Source organism: Candidatus Omnitrophota bacterium, from assembly GCA_040755155.1.
Lineage (GTDB): Bacteria > Hinthialibacterota > Hinthialibacteria > Hinthialibacterales > Hinthialibacteraceae > JBFMBP01.
On sequence record JBFMBP010000157.1, the window covers coordinates 26892 to 44774 of the forward strand.

General features: G+C 51.8%; 14 protein-coding genes. 3 read left to right on the forward strand and 11 right to left on the reverse strand.

Annotated features, from left to right (window positions below):
• Positions 1–115: 115 nt before the first annotated feature.
• Together AB1656_24920 and AB1656_24925 are read right to left on the reverse strand one after the other, a co-directional pair.
• Positions 116–811, reverse strand: coding sequence for a hypothetical protein (locus AB1656_24920; protein ID MEW6238640.1), 696 nt, complete (start codon positions 809–811; stop codon positions 116–118).
• A 47-nt stretch (positions 812–858) separates the two neighbouring features.
• Positions 859–1581, reverse strand: a complete 723-nt coding sequence (locus AB1656_24925; protein MEW6238641.1) for a M15 family metallopeptidase — start codon at positions 1579–1581, stop codon at positions 859–861.
• 251 nt (positions 1582–1832) lie between these two features.
• On the opposite strand from AB1656_24925, the gene AB1656_24930 reads away from it, so the two are divergent.
• Positions 1833–3212, forward strand: a complete 1380-nt coding sequence (locus tag AB1656_24930) for a Gfo/Idh/MocA family oxidoreductase (protein MEW6238642.1) — start codon at positions 1833–1835, stop codon at positions 3210–3212.
• Between the two features lie 161 nt (positions 3213–3373).
• On the opposite strand, the gene AB1656_24935 is transcribed toward AB1656_24930, so the two are convergent.
• Both AB1656_24935 and AB1656_24940 read right to left on the reverse strand, forming a co-directional pair.
• A complete protein-coding gene (locus AB1656_24935; GenBank protein MEW6238643.1) occupies positions 3374–4747 on the reverse strand; it encodes a hypothetical protein in 1374 nt (457 codons plus the stop codon).
• A gap of 150 nt (positions 4748–4897) precedes the next feature.
• Positions 4898–6199 carry an acetylxylan esterase gene (locus AB1656_24940; GenBank protein MEW6238644.1) on the reverse strand — a complete coding sequence of 434 codons (1302 nt, stop codon included), beginning with the start codon at positions 6197–6199 and terminating at the stop codon, positions 4898–4900.
• A 277-nt stretch (positions 6200–6476) separates the two neighbouring features.
• Here AB1656_24940 and AB1656_24945 point away from each other — a divergent pair, with 277 nt between their 5' ends.
• Positions 6477–6845, forward strand: a complete 369-nt coding sequence (locus AB1656_24945; protein MEW6238645.1) for a hypothetical protein — start codon at positions 6477–6479, stop codon at positions 6843–6845.
• A 115-nt stretch (positions 6846–6960) separates the two neighbouring features.
• Here the strand turns inward: AB1656_24945 and AB1656_24950 are convergent, their stop codons facing one another.
• The 5 genes from AB1656_24950 to AB1656_24970 all read right to left on the reverse strand — a co-directional run bounded on the left by AB1656_24950 (position 6961) and on the right by AB1656_24970 (position 14226).
• On the reverse strand, positions 6961–7845 hold the full coding sequence (locus tag AB1656_24950) for a DUF362 domain-containing protein (protein ID MEW6238646.1): 885 nt from the start codon (positions 7843–7845) through the stop codon (positions 6961–6963).
• Positions 7835–8911, reverse strand: coding sequence for a DUF6599 family protein (locus AB1656_24955; protein ID MEW6238647.1), 1077 nt, complete (start codon positions 8909–8911; stop codon positions 7835–7837). The genes AB1656_24950 and AB1656_24955 overlap by 11 nt, the downstream gene beginning before the upstream one ends.
• Positions 8912–9078: 167 nt before the next feature.
• Entirely contained in the window at positions 9079–10275 is a 1197-nt protein-coding gene (locus AB1656_24960; GenBank protein MEW6238648.1) for a Gfo/Idh/MocA family oxidoreductase, read from the reverse strand.
• 39 nt (positions 10276–10314) lie between these two features.
• Positions 10315–12108 (reverse strand): DUF5060 domain-containing protein, encoded by a 1794-nt coding sequence (locus AB1656_24965; protein ID MEW6238649.1) that lies wholly within the window; start codon positions 12106–12108, stop codon positions 10315–10317.
• 150 nt (positions 12109–12258) lie between these two features.
• Positions 12259–14226: a hypothetical protein gene (locus AB1656_24970; protein MEW6238650.1), complete on the reverse strand. Its 1968-nt coding sequence runs from the start codon at positions 14224–14226 to the stop codon at positions 12259–12261.
• A gap of 239 nt (positions 14227–14465) precedes the next feature.
• Between AB1656_24970 and AB1656_24975 the strand changes: the two genes are divergently transcribed.
• Entirely contained in the window at positions 14466–15146 is a 681-nt protein-coding gene (locus AB1656_24975; protein ID MEW6238651.1) for a cyclase family protein, read from the forward strand.
• Positions 15147–15193: 47 nt separating this feature from the next.
• Here the strand turns inward: AB1656_24975 and AB1656_24980 are convergent, their stop codons facing one another.
• Together AB1656_24980 and AB1656_24985 are read right to left on the reverse strand one after the other, a co-directional pair.
• Positions 15194–16117, reverse strand: a complete 924-nt coding sequence (locus AB1656_24980; GenBank protein ID MEW6238652.1) for a zinc ABC transporter substrate-binding protein — start codon at positions 16115–16117, stop codon at positions 15194–15196.
• Positions 16114–17865, reverse strand: a complete 1752-nt coding sequence (locus tag AB1656_24985; protein ID MEW6238653.1) for an amidohydrolase — start codon at positions 17863–17865, stop codon at positions 16114–16116. Before AB1656_24985 ends, AB1656_24980 begins: the two co-directional genes overlap by 4 nt.
• Positions 17866–17883 lie beyond the last annotated feature (18 nt).

Consider the following 17883-nt stretch of genomic DNA (forward strand, 5'->3'; position numbering starts at 1 on the left):
TCCAACGCGACGATTTCGTCCGCCCAGGCAACGCTGTTCAGGCAACGTTTTACGCATTGCGAATCGTTATGAGTGATAACAAGCGCTCTGACGGCGAGGCGGTTCATAGATATTCTCATTTCATGGCCACAGTAGGTTTTTCGCTGGTTTTTGGTTCCTTCTCTTTTTTTCCATAAATAGGAGTTAGCAACTCCACCCCCCGAATGGCGGTAATAATGTCTTGATTGTCGTTATTCGTGGAAAATTCCCAACAGATTACATACCAATCGGGATGAATCCCCGATGATGTTTTATAGGGGTAAATGTGGGCTTTCCGTATGTCGTCGCCAAAACGCCTGATTTTCTTGTTCAAGGAGTTTTGCGTACAAACGGTCTCCCCTTCCAGCGAAAACGATGGATTGAAATTGGCGCTTTGCACGTAAAATCCGAAGGGGCTTTTGCCCGGATCGAAATAGCATGAGCCTTTCGGCGAGGCGGGCAGGCCGCTCAAACTCGTCTTGTCGCCCGCTTGTGGACCGCATTCGAACAACAATCGCAACAGAATATTGGTGGTCTGGGAATAAAACCCCGCTCGCACAATCGACGTAGCGTCCTGAATACCGAAGGAGTATTTGGCGATAAGCATATATTCGACGAGGCGGTCTTTTTTTAGGAATAATCCCTGCGCCGGGCCTTTTACTACGATTTCATCTTCCGGTTTCAAATCCAATCCCAAATTCTGGAACACTTTTTCCAAAGGCGGTTCCTCCTGGCCGAAGCCGAACGACGCCGCGGCCATTGCCATCAATACTATTGCTAGAATTCGTTTCATTATTCCCCTCCTCATAGAGTAGAAGAGGCTTCCAGCCTCTTTGATTTTCAACCATTAGGAAAAAGAATCGGATTGACTCCTTTAATCCACTTTTCCGTGAACTCTTTCATTAAATGCGGAGTAAAGGAGCTGAATCCCTCCACTTCGCGGACGCATACGAATTTACGCAAATCGATTGTTATAAACTTGCGCAAGAAGGGAATAGAATCTTCCGCGAAACTCCAATGCCAGGGTTCGTAAGCGTAGCCCGTACGCGAGGAATCGTTGGTATAGGTTTCGTAAAATCCATATTTCTCCGCGTTTCCCATGAGCCAAGAATACATATCGCCATATACGCCGCCTTTTTTATAATGGCGTTCCAACAGCATTTCCTCCGGCTTCGGCTGGGATAGATCGACGAGATCGGCGTCGGTTCCCCAATGATGCCGCGACGTTCCCGGCAAGCTGGAATATTGCAGGATGGAGCGGAATTTTTCTTCCGGCGTCATTTTCGTTTTATTCATGGAGCGGTATTTCCGGTTCCATATTCTCAGCTGCCGGTCGAAGGAACGATAACCCGAAACGATGTGGATTTTGATTCCTTCCGTCAGCGCGGCTTTACGCATAGACATATAAGCCTCGGCGGCGCTTGGCCGCAGCGGAACGTCCTTTCCGGCGAGTGGCGGTCGTTTTTTTCCCGCCAATTCCAATTCGGATATCTCATCCACGCTTCGGCTGGCGGAGACGGCAAGCGTTGAACAGGAAGCGAGAATAAACGATCGGCGATTCATGGCCCTCTTTCTTTTCATCATTCATACGGATCGGTAAAAATCCGAATCTACTAGCATAAAACCAAACCAGTCAATTGCAAGAAGGCGGAGGGAAAGAAGAGAAACGGAGAAGGATTTGACGAATATCGCCGCCGTTCTTCAATTCCCCTTTTCCGCTCACCGCAGATCAAGGTATCATGTTTTCGGCTCTTAGGCTCCCCAACGAACGAGGAAAGCATATTGAAATCGAAAAAAGATTGGAGTGAAGCAAGATGACGGAAAGAATCGCCACATCACGCAGAAGTTTTTTGAAAGCCGCCGGCGTTGGCGCGGCGGCGGGTTTGACCGCTTCCCAATACAGCGCCTTCGCCAGCGAAGAAGGCGCAAATAAAAAAATCAATGTCGCCGTGATCGGCGTAGGCGGACGAGGCAGCGATCTTTTGCGATGGGTGAAGCGCAAAGATCAAGCGAAAATCGTCGCCGTTTGCGACGTCTACGTTAAACGGCGCAAGGCAGCGGCGCGGACGGCGGAACTGGATCCCGAAAACGAAAAGGATTGCACCGGCGATTATAAGCAAATTCTCGATCGCGAAGACGTCGACGCCGTCATCATCGCGACTCCCGATCATTGGCACGCTCCCATTGCCATCGCCGCCATGGAAAAGGGCAAAGACGTTTATCTGGAAAAACCCATGACCCATACCGTCGACGAAGCGCGCCAGGTTTGGGAAACGCAGGTCAAAACCAACCGCGTGCTACAGGTCGGCAGCCAAACCACCTCCAGCCGCCAGTGGTGGAAAGCCAAACAAGCCATTAAAGACGGCATGATCGGCAAACTCATCATGAGCCAAGGCTCTTATCACCGCAATTCCGATGGCGGCGAATGGAACTGGAGCATCGACGAAAACGCCGGTCCCAAAGCCCAAGGCGACGGCTATATCGATTGGGACGCGTGGCTGGGCAACGCTCCCAAGCGCGATTGGGACGCCGACCGCTTTTTCCGCTTCCGTAAATTCTGGGATTATTCCGGCGGCATTGCCACCGACCTCTTCTATCACGTCATGGCTCCATTGAACATCTGTTGGCCGGAAGCTCAATTCCCCTACAAGGTTATGGGATCGGGCGGCATCTACGTCTTCAAGGATACGCGCGAAGTTCCCGACACTTTCGCCTTCATGGCGGAATACCCTGGCGAACATCAAGTCGTCCTCAGTTCCAGCATGGCCAACAACACACACATCCCCGGCCTCATCCGCGGCCATGAAGGCACCATCGTCATGGTCGAACACGGCCAATTCGAAGGCTCGACTCCCTTTATCACCGTCATGGGCCAACGCCCCTACCAAAAGCAATTCGAAGAGAAATATAAGGAGCGCCTCGTAACCATCAAACGCCTTGACGGCGACGGCAAGGAAGTGGAAGAAAAAGTCGTGCGCATCAATACGGAAGAAGAAGGCGACAAGCCCTGGCGCGATCACATGGATAACTTCCTCGACTGCGTCAAATCCCGCGAAGCGCCGGTTTTAAACGCCCAGACCGCCTTCAAAGCGATGGTAACCATCGCCATGTCGGTCGAATCCTACCGCCAAGGCCGCGTTCTCTACTTCGACGATAAGAAACTGCGCGTAACCACCCGCCCCCCGCAAGCCTAAGCGCAGTTTGGTTGACGCTAATAAAGGCGTCCGATTCGACAAGATTCGGACGCCTTTTTTATAGAATCCCAATAGGTATTCCAAAAAAAAACGTCGATTAGGGCAGGAAAATTGCATTTTTAAATTAATCCAAGGATTCAAATCGTTTTCCCATGACTCGCTCAGGAAGGATTCGCGGTTTTCGTAAAAAACTTGGGGAAAATCCGTTTTTCTTCGCTTCCGTCCCATTTAGCGGTCCAAATCGCCTGGTCACGATAGAAGAGTATATGCTCGGCGTCGGCGGGATAACCGCTGAGATATTCCGGCGGTTTCGAGAAAGGAATTTCTTGCGATTTCGCGGAAAATTCGCCCCAACCGCCATCGGAATTTTGGGGGCGTAAGGAAAGAACGATCGGCGCGATCGGGCTAATGGCTTCCTCCGGGTAATCGGGAAAGACGTCGCCGGAAAAGATCAACGCCTTATTGCCATGAATGGCCATAGCCGGAATCTCTTGGAAATTCCGGCCTGCGATTTTGAAGATCGAATTCGCCGATCCCGTTTCGATTTCATGATCCTGGATTTCGAAAAGGAGCCAGGAACGGCTAGCCCGGCAGATGAAGAGACAGAAATATTCGCGGTTTTGGGGAATGTCGTAAAGAATCGGCCCATGCGATAACGACGGAGTCGAAGCAAACGCCTTGCGATCTTCTTCGGGAAATAGGGCATAGAAATCCGCGAGTGAAACGGTTACGGTTCGAGACGGATGGGTGCGCAGCCAAAATGAGAGCGCTTTCCGCTGGCTATCGTATCCGAAATATCCTTTTTCCTTAACTTGAATCAAACGTCCCGCAGAGCCGGGCCATTCGAACGTTTTTTCGAGATGGCCGTTTTGGTAACGGTATTCGTTCATATTCGCTTCCCGAACGCTGGGGAGATAGCGCGTTGCGGCGTTGGAAATATTGCTTTTTTGCGAAAAGGCTTCAGCGGGATCGATTTCCGTCTGGCCCTGGCGATCGAAAAGAAATTCTTTTCTCTTGTCGCGAAGCATCCACCGGCTCAGCCTCGGCGCCCATTTCGAATTGTTTTCCTGCAAAGCGAGGATCCAGTTGGGCGAGAACCAATCGCGGTAGTGCAGATAGAGAACAGGTTCTCCCTCTTCGATAAATAGGTTCGATAGGTAGAAGGTTTTGATTACCGAATTGCGGCTTCTGGGAAATCCCGACGATCGGTAATTCGTCCATTCCATCCGCAGCGTTCGCTTTTGCTGCAATCGATCGATCAGCATGGCGATTATTCGAGTACGCGCTTCGTTTCCTTCCGTTTGCGATGGCAATTCGAACTGGCAAAGGATATAGGGAGTGGCGGGTATCGTACGTAGTTTTGTAAGCCTGACGGTATTGGAATCTTCCTTATTCCAGCCGAAATCGTCCGCTTCGTTCCAGAAGGTTTGAACGGGAGGCGGCAAGGTTCGGTTCGCCCAAAACAACCCAATTACCAACAAGAAGAGGGCGGGGACGATCGAAGTGAAAAAAAGAATGAAAATGGCGCGTTTCATTCACTTGCCTTGATAAGAAAATTTTCGTTCCGTTCGTTGGCGAGATCGGTTTTCAACTCTTCAACGATCTGCGTAAAAAAAGACGAATCGCCGCTCCTCCCCGGCGAAGGGGAGGAGTTGCGATTCCTTCCATTCGATCAAGAATATATCTTAATTTGTCTCTTTCAACTTGTTCCGCAACCAAGCCTCGTAGTATTCGATCTGTTCGGGAAGATAGAAATGTCCCTGACGGGGTATGATTTGCATCTCCTTAGGACTGGAGATGACGTTATAAGCGGAAAACATCGAAGTCGGCGGACACGTTTCGTCGTTGTATCCCAAATCCATCAAGATGGGTTGATCCAGGATTCGGGCGAAATTGACAACGTCGTAATAGACGGCGGTTTTGATTTTTTCCGGCGTGCAATTGAAAGGATTTTGGCCGCGGAAGAGATGGGGCCAGCCGCCTGCTCGTTCATGCAGATAGCCGTAATGATCGCACATGGCGGGGAATTGCGCCGCGATGAAACGGATGCGTTTGTCCAGCCCGGCGGTTATGATGGACAACGCTCCGCCTTGGCTGCCGCCGTGAATACCCAGCGTCTTCCCGTCGAACTTCTCCAACTGGAAGAGAAAATCGACCGCCCGCGCGCATCCTAAAAACACCCGTCGGTAATAATAACGGTCGCGGTCGTCCAGGCGGATCGAGGGGTAATCGTCGAGCGCCCCCGCCCGCAGGTTGTCGTAAACTCGCTGAGGCAGATTGACGGGGAAGCCGTGGATGCCAACGGCGAGATGGATCGCGCCTTGCGCCGCCCACCCCTTATTGGGTTGATACGGCCGTACGCCCGCGCCGGGTACTTGCAATAACGCCGGAAAGGGGCCGTCGCCTTTGGGAACCGCTAACATTCCATAAAAACGCGAGCTTCTGGAAGCGCAGGCGAAACTGACGTGATACAAATCCACGTTTTCCGAGCCTTCGTTTTCGATAGGTTCCATAATGGGATCGAGGGGAATCTCTTTTTGTTTTTCCAATTCGCCTTTCCAATAGGTTTCGAAATCGTCCGGCATTGGAGTCGTCGGTTGTATGCGTTCCGGCTCGTAGGCCCCGGCGGCCAGTCCGCGATAGGTTTTTCCGTCCGCCGCGATTTCGGCGATGCAGCGCAGGAATCCCGGACGGTCCAGGCCGTGGGAGCGTAAGACCAATTTGCCATCCTGCAACGACGAAGTTCCTTGGCTGAAGGGCGCCATTTGCTCAGGTCCAATGCGCCAAACGATCTCTCCGTTTGACAAAGGCTTCCCCTCCGCTTCCGCCGTGACGGTGAAAACGATAGGTTCGGCGACGGCGTAGACCCAATTATCATGATCGGGAATTACAGAAACTTTAATTTCGGCGGCGGTGAGAGGAAGAGACGCCGCGAGCAGCGTGATGGAAACGAATAGGAAATGAATTCCACAATGACGCCATAGCATAATAAACAATCCTTTCCGAATGAAATGGAGATAGCGAAATTATTCCATCAATCCTGGCGAACATCAACATTCGCCCTTTCTTTCTTGTCAAAAACAACGCCAGAGAAGGGAAGAAGCCGAATTACGGAGAATCGAATTGCGCCGCGCAGAATCCTGTCCCGCTCCCGCTTGCTTTTCGGTTTTTCCTAGCGAAATCAATAATAGCACTCTTCCCTTCGCCGCCATTTGGTCTTAATGTCATGTTAGAATTTGGTTAGCCGTATTGGGAGGGAAAATTATGGTAAAAATGCGTTTTCTGAGGGACAAAGTAATCGATAAGTTGATTGAAGAGGTCGAACGGTTATCGGCTAGCATCCCTGACGAAGATGAAAACTCCATCGAATTTCTATCCCATTACGTCAATTCGCTTTTGATTACTTTCAAAACAACGAAAATCGTTTTGGAAAGAGTCGAGGAAGCCATAACCGCCGCCCGCAAAATCGACAATACCGAAATTGTTTACGCTCCCTTATGCGAGGCGGCAATGCACCTGCAAGTCGGCGTCAACAGTCTGAACGAAGCGTTGTGGTTGAATACGCAATCCCTGCGCCAGGAGAACGGAAATGCCGATTTCGGCGAGTTGGAATTTTCCTTTCCTACCGAATAACGCCTGATATCGAATCGCTCATAAACCGTTATCAACTAAGAAAGGTTTTGTAAATCAGACTCCCCGCAAATCGTTCATTTTAGAACGAAATGCGGGGAGCCTGTGCGGTTAAGCGTTATATTAATACATCCTGCATCCAGCCGAATTTTTCTATTTTAATTTCGGCGAGGTTGCTGGTTCCCAATTTGTAAACCTTATCGGCGGCTTCCACGCAGAGCGGCGGCGGAGAGAGGGGCCAAGGTTCTTTGTTAATGGCGCGCCGCTTTTCCGAAATGATTTTCAGACAAACGGTTTCTACGGCTACGGGATCGGCGCCCGCTATCAATCCGTTGTAGTTCCACATGTATTGCGGATCGGGCTGCGGCCCTTTGTCGCAGAGGGGGCGAAGGGCGTCGACCAACATCAATTTGGTCTTGCCTTTGACGTCGGGCAAGTTCCAGATTTCACCCAGTTTCGCATTGTTTTCTCCATGATAATCTCTAGGTTTTCCCGAATACATGATGTAGAGCTTCATGACGGTTCCAATGCCCGTCAGCCAATGGGCTTTGAGGGAGGGGAGTCCAATCAGCGCAGTGCATGCTTTGGCCTTGTCTGGTCCGCCTTGAGCAAGAAGGATGTTTTTCTCGGGAATGCCCGCTTCCATCAATCCCGCTTTCACGGCGTCAACAACTTCGTTATGAGTGGGATTTAGGTGAGGAGTGGAAACGAGACCGACAACGTCATTGGGAGTAACCAGAGAAAGCCATGCCTCTTTCGTTGTTGTTTTGCCGGTAACGCGCACGACGGTTTCTTCCAGCATTTTCTTTAAAACGTTGGCGTCCACTTTCTGATCGCTCCCCTGAACTTTTTCGTCGCGCACGACGACGACGCTGCTGGAGCGCGTGGAGGCGTCCTCATCCGCTCCGGCGGGCATCGCTCCGACAATCGAAACGGCCGCGGCGGCGCTCATGGTTCCATAAACGAAATCTCTTCGGGTTACTACATGTTTGTTACTTTCCATGTTTATCCTCCTTTGCATGAATAATTTTATCAATTTGAGTAAATGCCTTTTCTACAAGTTGCTGCGTAGGAGATCCAAATACTAAGACTGCCATATTTCCAGATGTTCGATATCCCATCCAACCCTCTTCAATTTGATAAATGAAAGGTCGGCCGGCAGAGGAAACAGGTTCGGTTTTCAAGCGATGTTCGGGCAGAAAGGCTTCGCGAAAATGCTTTAACCCCTGCTGCGTCCTTTCCGCGTTGAGATAGCGAATAAGCAACAACTGAATCCTATCCTTCTTCTCCGCGCCGGATTGGTTTTCGTACGGGACAATGGCCGCTTCCGTGGAATGGTCCAAGTCGAGGATGTTATGCGTACTGATAAAATAGGCGGAATTCAACGCCAAGTGGGAACGAAAATAGAAGAGACGGCCGCCGAGCAGCTTCCATTTCTCATCGAATGAGGCGGGAAACAATTTAACTAAGTCCGGCGGGGAGGATAAAGGCCGATGAGCCATAATCGCCCGGCCTAAAGCCAATACCGCTTCTTTCGATGCAGGCGTTTCCACGTTCGCCATCACCCGCGCATAGAGATCGTCCGACGCGATGCGCAACAAACCGGAGCCATAAAGCGCGCGCGCAGCGGGCGCCGGAGTGGCGTCGGCGACGATCTCATCTCTCAAAACGACGGGATCGCCTCTCCAATCCTGAGACAACAAGCCGAAGGCGTCGCCGCTGGTCTCCATCCAATAGAGTTCCACCAGGATGTTGTTTTGTTCGGCGGACGTATATTCGAAAACGTCGAGTTTTCTGAACCGGTAGCCGACGTAGAGTTCGCCCGCCCCGTCCATATAATCGAAAATCGTCTTGGCGGTGACGGTTTCCGGCGCTTCGGGGCGCGACCAGGGACCAACGGTCATGGGAAGATCGATAATGGAGCGGTTCGCGGAGGAATTTTCGGAACGGTTATCTTGGGCAACGAATGTATGGTCATGCAAAGACATAGCGATCGGTTCGGCGCCCAAGAGGGCGCAAGGCGTACCAATTAATAAAACAAAATAGAAATATTGGATGCGTATAACCACTATTTTTCGTCCTAATCGTCCATTTGTCTGTCCTTTACTAAACAAGTTCCTTTTATATAAACGATTTTCGAATGGAAAAGGTTTTTCGGTTGCGTAGGATAGGCTCAAAGCGAAGCGCAACCCACTCCTCATCTAACCATTCGTCGCTTTTCGCACGTCACTGTCTTTTACGCGGGCATTTCCAATCTCTCGTTAGAGTGCCAAAGTTCGTCCCATGTTATTTTGCGCCCCTGATAAGCAGCTTCGCGTCCCAGAATGGCGGTGAAGGTGCTGGCGGTTACATAATCGCTGTGATTGACGTAAGGACCGGAACCGTCGACGCTGGCGATGAATTGCGCCATTTCCAATTCGACGGCGCTTTCTATGCCGCCATGTTCGATATGTTGCTTATCTTTAGTGAATAGCCCCGTGGCTTCGTCGTAATATCCTTCCGAACCGACGATTTGCTTGTCCGAACCTTGATAGCCCTTTTGAATCTGGGAGCCGGTATGGGTGAGGTGGAAACCGTTGGGATATTCGTAAACGACGCTGATGTGATCGTAGATGTCGCCTACGTCCAGGCGAACGTCGCGCCCGCCTTTGCCGACGGCGCTGACGGGATGCATTCCCGCAAACCAGTTGAAAATGTCGAGATTATGCACGTGCATTTCGACGATGAAATCGCCGCAGGCCCATTTGTAATAGAGCCAATGTCGAATTTGATGATCGCGTTCCGTGAAGTGGGCGGGGCGGTCGTGGCGCCACAGGTCGCCGCCCATGCGGGTGGAATGGCCGAACAGCAATTTTCCGATGGCTCCATCCTGGATCATTTCCGCGATGCGTTGACGGCCTTCGTCATTGCGGGATTGCAAGCCCGCGCCCACGGAAAGTTTTTTGCGGGCCGCTTTTTCGCCCGCTTTAAGAAATTGGCGGCAGCCTGGGGCGTCGACGGCGATGGGTTTTTCCGCGAAAACGTGCTTGCCCGCGTCGATGGCGGCTTCAAACTGAAAGGGACGGAAATAAGGCGCCGTAGTCATCAGGACGGCGTCGATATCGTCAAGCGCCAATACATGCTTATAACCGTCTATACCGGAAAAACAACGCTCCGCCGGTACGCCGAATTTCTCCGCCGGATTTTTCATCTGAAAATCGAAATAATCCGCCAATGCCGCGATCTTGACCTTGCCCGTCTTGAGAAGATTGCGTCCATCGTATTCGCCGCGTCCGCCGGTTCCGAAGATGCCCATCTGAATCGTCGAATTCGTTTCCGAACCGAAAACAAGACGAGGCTGCAAGATGGTGAAGGCGGAAGCGCCAGCGGCGGCGAGAGACGCTTCTTTCATAAAACGGCGGCGCGATGGCGAGGTTTGATTTGTTTTCTGCATGATTTTCCTCCTAAAATGGCTGGTTGATGTTCCGGCGATTTATTGATTATTGGAAATTCGTTTTAAGAGCGCTGTCCAATCTTTATCGGGATCGCTGGGGGGAGCGCCAATGGATTTCGTTCCCGGCCCTGCGATCGATTTAATTCCGCCTTCTCGCAAATCGCCTCCCTCTCGCGGATTGAACCAGAGAACGGAATAGTTCCCCTCACCCAGTTTAATTTGCGGCGAACCGCCGTGGGGCATATAGATGGCGTAAATTTCTCCCGGTTTGGCAAAGACGTAATCGTCCGGATCGGGAGTAAGTTCGTCCGCATGAACCATCTCCGCAAAAGGCAAATCGTTTTGGAAAAATTCCAGAGCATAGCGCGTCATATCCCATAAACGTTCGCGGGAACGCCAGTCTTCGCAGTTCAAGTCGTTATGGGCGAACTTGTAGCCGAAGTACCATTCGCATCCGGCGCCGCCCGCCATAAGATTTCCCCAGAGCGCCTGTTGGCGCGCTTGGTCATGGGCAGGATCGTCCGCATCGGGCATAACGCCAATATCGGGGGGGCCGATCTCGTCCACACAGATGAACCAGGGACGGCTGCTGGCGGAGGAACGGTCAAACCATTTTATGGTTTCCGAATGCGTTTTGTTCATATCGCCCATTTGTAAGGATGGGCCGTAAAAATCGCGAAAGCCCAATAGTGGTTTATAGACTTCGTCGTATTTTTCGGGAAAAGTATGGACGACGATGGGATGTTTGTAGGGATCGATGTTTTGGATATATTCCGCAAAGGCTTTGCGTTGGGAATCCGTGTTCGTGTTTTCCTCGCCGAGATTCCAAACCAGGGCGGGATGATGAGCGAAGCGCGCGATCAATTCGCGGTAGTATAGTTTGCGTTCTACGCCCAGTTCGCCGCCGTCGAGCAGTTGATCGTTTTCCGTTTCCTGGGTGATGACGTGTTGCATTAATCCCAGCCGGTCCATATGCGAGAAGACGATCTCCCATTGGTCCAATTTGCTGCAATCGAAGCGCAGACGTTCTTCGTCGCTGGTCCAAGGCCAGACGTCGCGTCCGTCGCCGATGACATTCATGGTGAGGAAATAGACGCTGTTCATGCCCTTGCCCGCCAGGTAATTTAACGCGCCGATGATGTTTTTGCCTTGACCGTTGCGCCAAACGGGATCGCCGCTTCGCCAATCCTGGGAGTGAGGTTGATAATGATGCAGCGGGCTGGGAGCGGCTTCGCCTTCGCGCCGGGGTTTGCCCGCTTGTTTGGAAGCGGTTCCGTCAAACTCGAAATAGGCGAGAAAATTTTCCGGGCTGTCGGCGCCGCCTTTGATGAAATATTCGCCCGTTTCCGCGAATTGCAGGTAATGCTTGCCGACATAGCGCAATAAGCCCTTAGCGCGAGAATCGCTCTTGGATTGGTTGATAGGTTGGATAGTAAACGTACCGCTGGCGCCGTCGAAAGCGGTGGATTTCCCCACGCCGGCGTCGATGGCGGCGTTTTTTCCTGCAACGAAAGAAACTTTGTAATTCCAATCGCCTTCGGCGTCAGGCAGGAAATGGACGCGCCAGCAATCGCCGTTGGAGGCGCCGCTTTCTCCCGCCGCGCCATCGGCGGCGTAATAGCCGGGAACGGTATAAACGCTGCTTCCATGCGTGAAAGTTACGGACAAGCGATAGTCGAGAAAAGGATTAGGCGAAGCGTCTTCGCTGGTTTGATGACCATGGAAGGTAATTGCAGCCGCGCCCCATTTTTGCAAATCGCCGCTAACGGAAGGCTTCTCTCCCGCTATCGCATCGCCAATGCAGAGCAACGATAATACAAGGATACGCAACATGGCCAAATGCCGATTATGTGGAATTATCGAGAAAAAACAATTATCTTTTTTCATGAAAAATGGCCTGAAATTATTATCAATTTTTTTTGACGCGGCTTTGATTCGAACTTCATCCTATTTGATCGCTGACGAATATTCTACGCGACAAGTTCAACGGTGTTCAACGCCTTTGAGCAGCGGCGCAACTTTCCAATCAGCATTTTCGCCAAAGCGAAGATTTTGGCCTGCATGTCCCGCCGGGGCGTCGCCGTAAATAGAGCGAACGCTGCGCGTCTGCAATAATGGGGCCAGCGCGAAAACGAACAATCCGATCAAAACGGCGGCGATAGTCATTCGTTTCCATTTGACCTCAATCGCTTGAGGAAGGATAGGTTCCTTTGGTGGGATGGTTAGCGCCAGAATTGTGGCGAGAAGAGCATTTAGGATAATGACGCCTTCGGTAATCAGCCGGTTTTCATGAAAATATGAAAGCGCCTTCGCCGTATTGCCGAGGACGAAGACCCATAAAAGCAAAAGATAAGCGAGTTGGGCGCGGCCGGTCCATGAGGTGGAAAGCAAGGCGATAGGCTTACGGGTATGAATAACGAGCAGAATCAACGCCGCCAGCATCGCCGCCCCGGCGAAAAAATTGAACCAGGCTTCAGCGGAAAATTCCCACCAGGGAAGTAAAGGAGCCTTCATCATGGGGGGGACGGTGGATAGGCCGGAGACGATGGGCCGCGTCCAATCTTCCATGTTTTTCACCATGTTGACGTAAGTCAAAATCGGCAGCGCGAAATAGATGGCTAGTCCCTCCAAGCATCGCCGGCGCGGGGCTTCGTTATTCAGCGGGCCAACGCGCCGCAGCAAGAGCGATAGAGCGAGAAGAACGCCCAGGCCGTTGATAAAGCCATAGGTCTGCTCAAGTACGCTATGCCAGTTGGCGGATTGATAATGCTTCCAAGCTTCGACGATGGCGGCGTCCGTGACGATGTTGGGATTGCCGAAAGAGACCTCCAGCAACTTGAGCCAAACCCCGCCGGAAAATCCAAGGCCGCCGATAATTCCGCAAACGACCGAAGCCAGAAATACCGGCGTCATGCCGTTGCGCAGGAAATAAACGCTGGCCCCGAGGAACATGCCTATAAGTCCCGCCCAGTTGTCGCCGCGCGGCGGCGTCATGCGCACTCCCAAAAAAACCGGCAAGACGAGAAAACCGATATACCATCCTAAGGATAGATGCAGGATCAACGAAGCGCCGCAGCGGAATTTTCCATAACGATAAAAGTAATAGCCAACGCCAACCATAAGGCCGATCGACGCCATAAAAACATAAGCCCAAAAGATATCCTCCTGCGCGGATAGAATGAAGCCGGGCCAATTGGCGATCAACTGACTGCGGGAATAATGGCTCAAATCTCCTTGGTAATGAATCAACCACCGGCCCAGAAAGGCGGTTATTCCGAATAGATCGAACAAGGGTTTTAGAATCAATCCAGCGGCGGCGCCGAGGAGGGCGAATAGTGACAAATGCAATCCCCGGCCGAAGCGGCGATCGGCGAGATCGTAGAATAAAACCGCCAGCAAGGCGCCGAGCACGGGAATCCAATCGCTGTCCAGCCAATAGAGCGACATCTCATGGCGATGGACGGCGTTTTCCGATTTGGCGATGGAGGCGCTGATGCCGGGGAAAAAAAGATAAAGCAGCGTTTCCGCCGCCAACACCCAGCAGAACGGCTTAAAAAACTCCGTCAGCCGCTGGCGGTCCCATACGGCGGGAATGGCGGTGGCGGCGCCGCCGAGCGAAGCCCACAAAAAACCAATAACGAAAAGCGAATAAAATCCCCACAGTTGCGTGGCGTATTGGCCGGAATGAGTGTGCCCGATCACTTGCCCGTAAGAAGCCGAACCTCCGAATCCCCAGCCGCAGGCGCCGAAGAAGGCGAAATAGGCCAGGCGTTCGCGCCAGTCCTCACGCCCCGACGCCATGCAGACGGCCATCGCCGTCAGCGCTCCCGGAAGCATGGCGCCGAACTCATGGCCATAGTTGCCGCGTATGCCCCAACCGATGGACAGCGATAGAGCGGCAAAGAGAATCGCTGTTGGTTTAAATAGAGGATTGCGTTTTTCGGAGTTCATTTTCTTTATCCCCTTTATAAAATTTTTTCGGATATCCTTTTATGACTGAATCGGGATTTAAAGGATGAAAAGACGAACTGAATTTATATTCTGAAAATCCCGAAAATCCTGACCATCCCTATTCGGACATTTTTTAATCCACCCTTGAACGAATCGAGAAATTTATAAATCATAAACCAAAGAAACGCTATGGACTCTGGCTTTTTCATTTATGAATAAATCAAGGAAAGGATTAAACCTTGCCGTTTCAAATCGATTTGGAAAAATACAAAATTATCGACTTGGCCAAGGAAGTGGTTCCCAATTTGCTCGATCCCGGCGACCGGCCTTTTGTCATCGAGGAGAGCCGCTTGGGCGATGGAACCTATAAGTTCGATATCCGCCAAACGCATACCCATGTAGGAACCCATGTGGAAAGCCCTTGGCATTATTATCATGAGGGCAAGACGATAACCGATTTTCCCTTGGAGCATTTCATGGGGAGAGCCAGGCTGCTCAGAGCGGCGCCTTCTCCCGGCGCGGGAAGCATGACGCTGGCCATGATCCAGGAGCAATTGGAAGCGCATCGCGGCGCCTTCGAGATTCTGCTGATGCGCAACGATTCCGGAAAAACGCCGCTGCGAGTGGAGATGGAGGCGGTTCCCTATATTCGGGATTTGAAGATCAAACTATTGATTTTCGAAGCGGGTATCGAATTTGGGGAAGGCGTCGAGGACGGGCGCAAATTTCACGACCTGCTGATGAGCCGCGATATCTGCCTCGTAGAATTTCCCGAACAATGCCGGGAACTGGATCGCGATGCGTTCTACATCTTCGCGCTGCCCATGCGGGTAAAGGGCTTGGACTCGGCCATGTGCCGGTTGATGGCCGTCGTGGAAAGATATACTGGGGGACTGGGAGACTGGGGGACTGGGAGATAGGGAAACTGGACGCTATTTCTTAATGTCCCATTGTCTCAAAGTCCCCTTTATTTCAACGCTTCGTACAAAGCGCGGGCGGTGGCTCTCATATTGGTAAAATAATCCTTGGCCAGCGGATCGATGGAAACCACCTGGCCGCCGATGGCTTTGGCGACGGTCTTGGCGTTATTGGCGCTGAATTGTTTTTGCACGAAGATGATTTTAATGTTCTGGCTTTTGGCCAACTCGATCAGTTCGACCAACTGTTTAGCCGTCGGTTCTTTGCCTTCCATTTCGATGGGAATCTGCTCCATCGTATAAGCATCGGCAAAATAGCCCCAAGCGGGATGATAGACCATGAAGCGCCGTTCGCGGAGATTCTGGAAAAGTTTCGTTATCTCTTCATCCAACCGATCCAACTCGCCCAGCAATTTTTTCAGATTGGATCGATACTCTTCGGCGTGATTGGGATCGAAGGCGGCGAGCGTTTCCGCAATGGTTTGCGATTGGATTTTTGCTAGTTTGGGGCTTAACCAGATGTGCGGATCCTTGGCGCCTTCCTGCGCCTCCTCATCTTTTTCATTCGAGCCGGTGGCATGTTCGTCCGAGGGATGATTTTCCGCATCTTCCTCGTGATGATGCTCTATCATGGGAAGCAGTTTTATCCCTTCTCGCAGATCGACGATTTTCATGGAGGGATTGGAGCGTTGCAGCCGCTTCATTAAAACATCTTCAAATGGAACGCCGATGCGGAAATAGATGGCGGCTTTGGAGAGTTGCGCCATCAACTTGGGCGTAGGTTCGAAGGCGTGAGGATTTTGTCCCGGTCCCACCATCACGTTCGCATCGACTTGGGCATCGCCGATGCGCTCCACGAAATAGGCTTCGGGAAGGATGCTTACGAAGACTTTGATCTTATCCTCGGCGGCGTGGGGACGAATCCATCCCGCGAGAAATAAGTTGAAAAACAATAAGAATCCCGCTCGCTTCATTGGACTTCTCCAGGATGGGAATAAACCAATTTTCCGCCCAGGTATGTGCGAAGGACCGTCATGTCTTTTATCTCATCGATGGGACAGGTCATAGGATTTTCGTTCGTGATAATGAAATCAGCTAATTTCCCCGGTTCCAGCGAACCGCGCTCTTTTTCGGCGAAGTGGAGATAGGCGTTGTTGATCGTATAGAAGCGAATCGCTTCTACGCGGCTGAGGGCTTGTTCCGAGTGGATCGGCTCATCCACCCATTTCGCTCTCCGAGTCATGGTCGTCCAGATCGCAAGCCACGGATCGTAGAAGTTGATCGACCGCAAAGAGCCGATTTTCTTCATATGATCCGAACCGCCGCCCGCCAACGCTCCCGCCGCGAAGATGGAGCGCAGAGGTTGAAACCACGTCAACCGCTCCCAGCCGAAATGATGCAGCAGAGTGCGGCCGTCCAAGTAGAGCCAAGCGGGCTGGATGTCGAGGCAGACGCCCAACTCCGCCGCTTTGCGAACGGCCTCTTCGCTCATAAAGTTGGAATGGCAGATCACCGGACGTTTTTCGCGGATATTGTATTTTTCCCGCAGCGCTTCGCAAGCGTCGAGAAAAGCGTGAACCGCTCCGTCGCCAACCGTATGGGCCATATATTGAATATCCAACTCCATGCAGGCGTCGATAATGTTAATTAATGGCTCCTGCTCGATGAAACGCAATCCGGCGTATTTCGGATCCGTGATGCCGTAAATTTGACTGACTCCCCAAGGTTGGCGCATGAAGGCGCTGCCGGTCAACATGCCGCCGTCCAAATAGGTTTTGGCGGCGCAAACGCGAAGCAGAGAATCGCCTTGAAAGAGTTTGGATAGCGCCAAATCGCGCAACTCTTTCTTGATGTTTTCTATAGGTTGATTGGTTTCCAAATGCTGGGAAAGAAAAGCGCGCACGGTCAATGCGTTGTCATCGCGCAGTTTTTTGTAAAGGGCGATTTCATCGCTTGAGGCATCACGCTCGCCGACTCCGGTAATGCCGACGCGGTTGTAGTCCGCTAATAGTTTTTGCAGCAACTCCCCTCGTTCTTGGGCATTGGGCGTCTTTTCAGGGGATCGATATTTCAGATAACGGGTGCTGTTGCGCAGGATGCCGGTCAACTTGCCGGTTTGGGGGTCCTTTTCCGCGAAACCGGCGCCTCCGTCGTCTACTTTCCAATTCTCGTCGATGCCGCTCATTTGCAGCGCCAGCGAGTTGACCGAAGCATCTGGTCCGGTGCGGAAAATGACGGGATTCTTAGGCGCCGCCTCGTCCAATTCTTTGCGGGTAGGATATCGCTGTTCTTTGAGACGGGTGAGAAAAATCTGGCTGACGAAAATCCACTCGCCTTCTTTCAACGACGCCGCCCGCTCCTTGATGTAATGGAGAACGTCCTGGATAGTCTCCATATCGGGGATAGGGTGATCGTATTCCGCCGCGGCGGCGTCGGCGGGATGAGTATGGGAATCGATCAAACCAGGCAGGACCGTCTTTCCCTTCAGATCGAGTATTTCCGTCTGGGGACCGCGATAATTTTCAACATTGCGTTTGTCGCCCACAGCGAGGATGCGTTCTCCCTTGATCGCCATGGAAGATGCAATGCTAAAAGCTTCATCGACGGTAACGATTTTCCCATTGATCAGCAGCAGATCGGCTTTCTCCTCGCTCCATGCGCTGAGCGATATAGTAACAAAAAGAAAAAAGGCGAAAGGGTAAGCATATTTACTTCCGTTCATGACGATCGTCTCCTCGGC

Bases quoted from the DNA above. Each gene is read 5' to 3' on its own strand.
- AB1656_24920 (MEW6238640.1), bottom strand. From the start codon at position 811: ATGAAACGAATTCTAGCAATAGTATTGATGGCAATGGCCGCGGCGTCG.
- AB1656_24925 (MEW6238641.1), bottom strand. From the start codon at position 1,581: ATGAATCGCCGATCGTTTATTCTCGCTTCCTGTTCAACGCTTGCCGTC.
- AB1656_24930 (MEW6238642.1), top strand. From the start codon at position 1,833: ATGACGGAAAGAATCGCCACATCACGCAGAAGTTTTTTGAAAGCCGCC.
- AB1656_24935 (MEW6238643.1), bottom strand. From the start codon at position 4,747: ATGAAACGCGCCATTTTCATTCTTTTTTTCACTTCGATCGTCCCCGCC.
- AB1656_24940 (MEW6238644.1), bottom strand. From the start codon at position 6,199: ATGCTATGGCGTCATTGTGGAATTCATTTCCTATTCGTTTCCATCACG.
- AB1656_24945 (MEW6238645.1), top strand. From the start codon at position 6,477: ATGGTAAAAATGCGTTTTCTGAGGGACAAAGTAATCGATAAGTTGATT.
- AB1656_24950 (MEW6238646.1), bottom strand. From the start codon at position 7,845: ATGGAAAGTAACAAACATGTAGTAACCCGAAGAGATTTCGTTTATGGA.
- AB1656_24960 (MEW6238648.1), bottom strand. From the start codon at position 10,275: ATGCAGAAAACAAATCAAACCTCGCCATCGCGCCGCCGTTTTATGAAA.
- AB1656_24965 (MEW6238649.1), bottom strand. From the start codon at position 12,108: ATGTTGCGTATCCTTGTATTATCGTTGCTCTGCATTGGCGATGCGATA.
- AB1656_24970 (MEW6238650.1), bottom strand. From the start codon at position 14,226: ATGAACTCCGAAAAACGCAATCCTCTATTTAAACCAACAGCGATTCTC.
- AB1656_24980 (MEW6238652.1), bottom strand. From the start codon at position 16,117: ATGAAGCGAGCGGGATTCTTATTGTTTTTCAACTTATTTCTCGCGGGA.
- AB1656_24985 (MEW6238653.1), bottom strand. From the start codon at position 17,865: ATGAACGGAAGTAAATATGCTTACCCTTTCGCCTTTTTTCTTTTTGTT.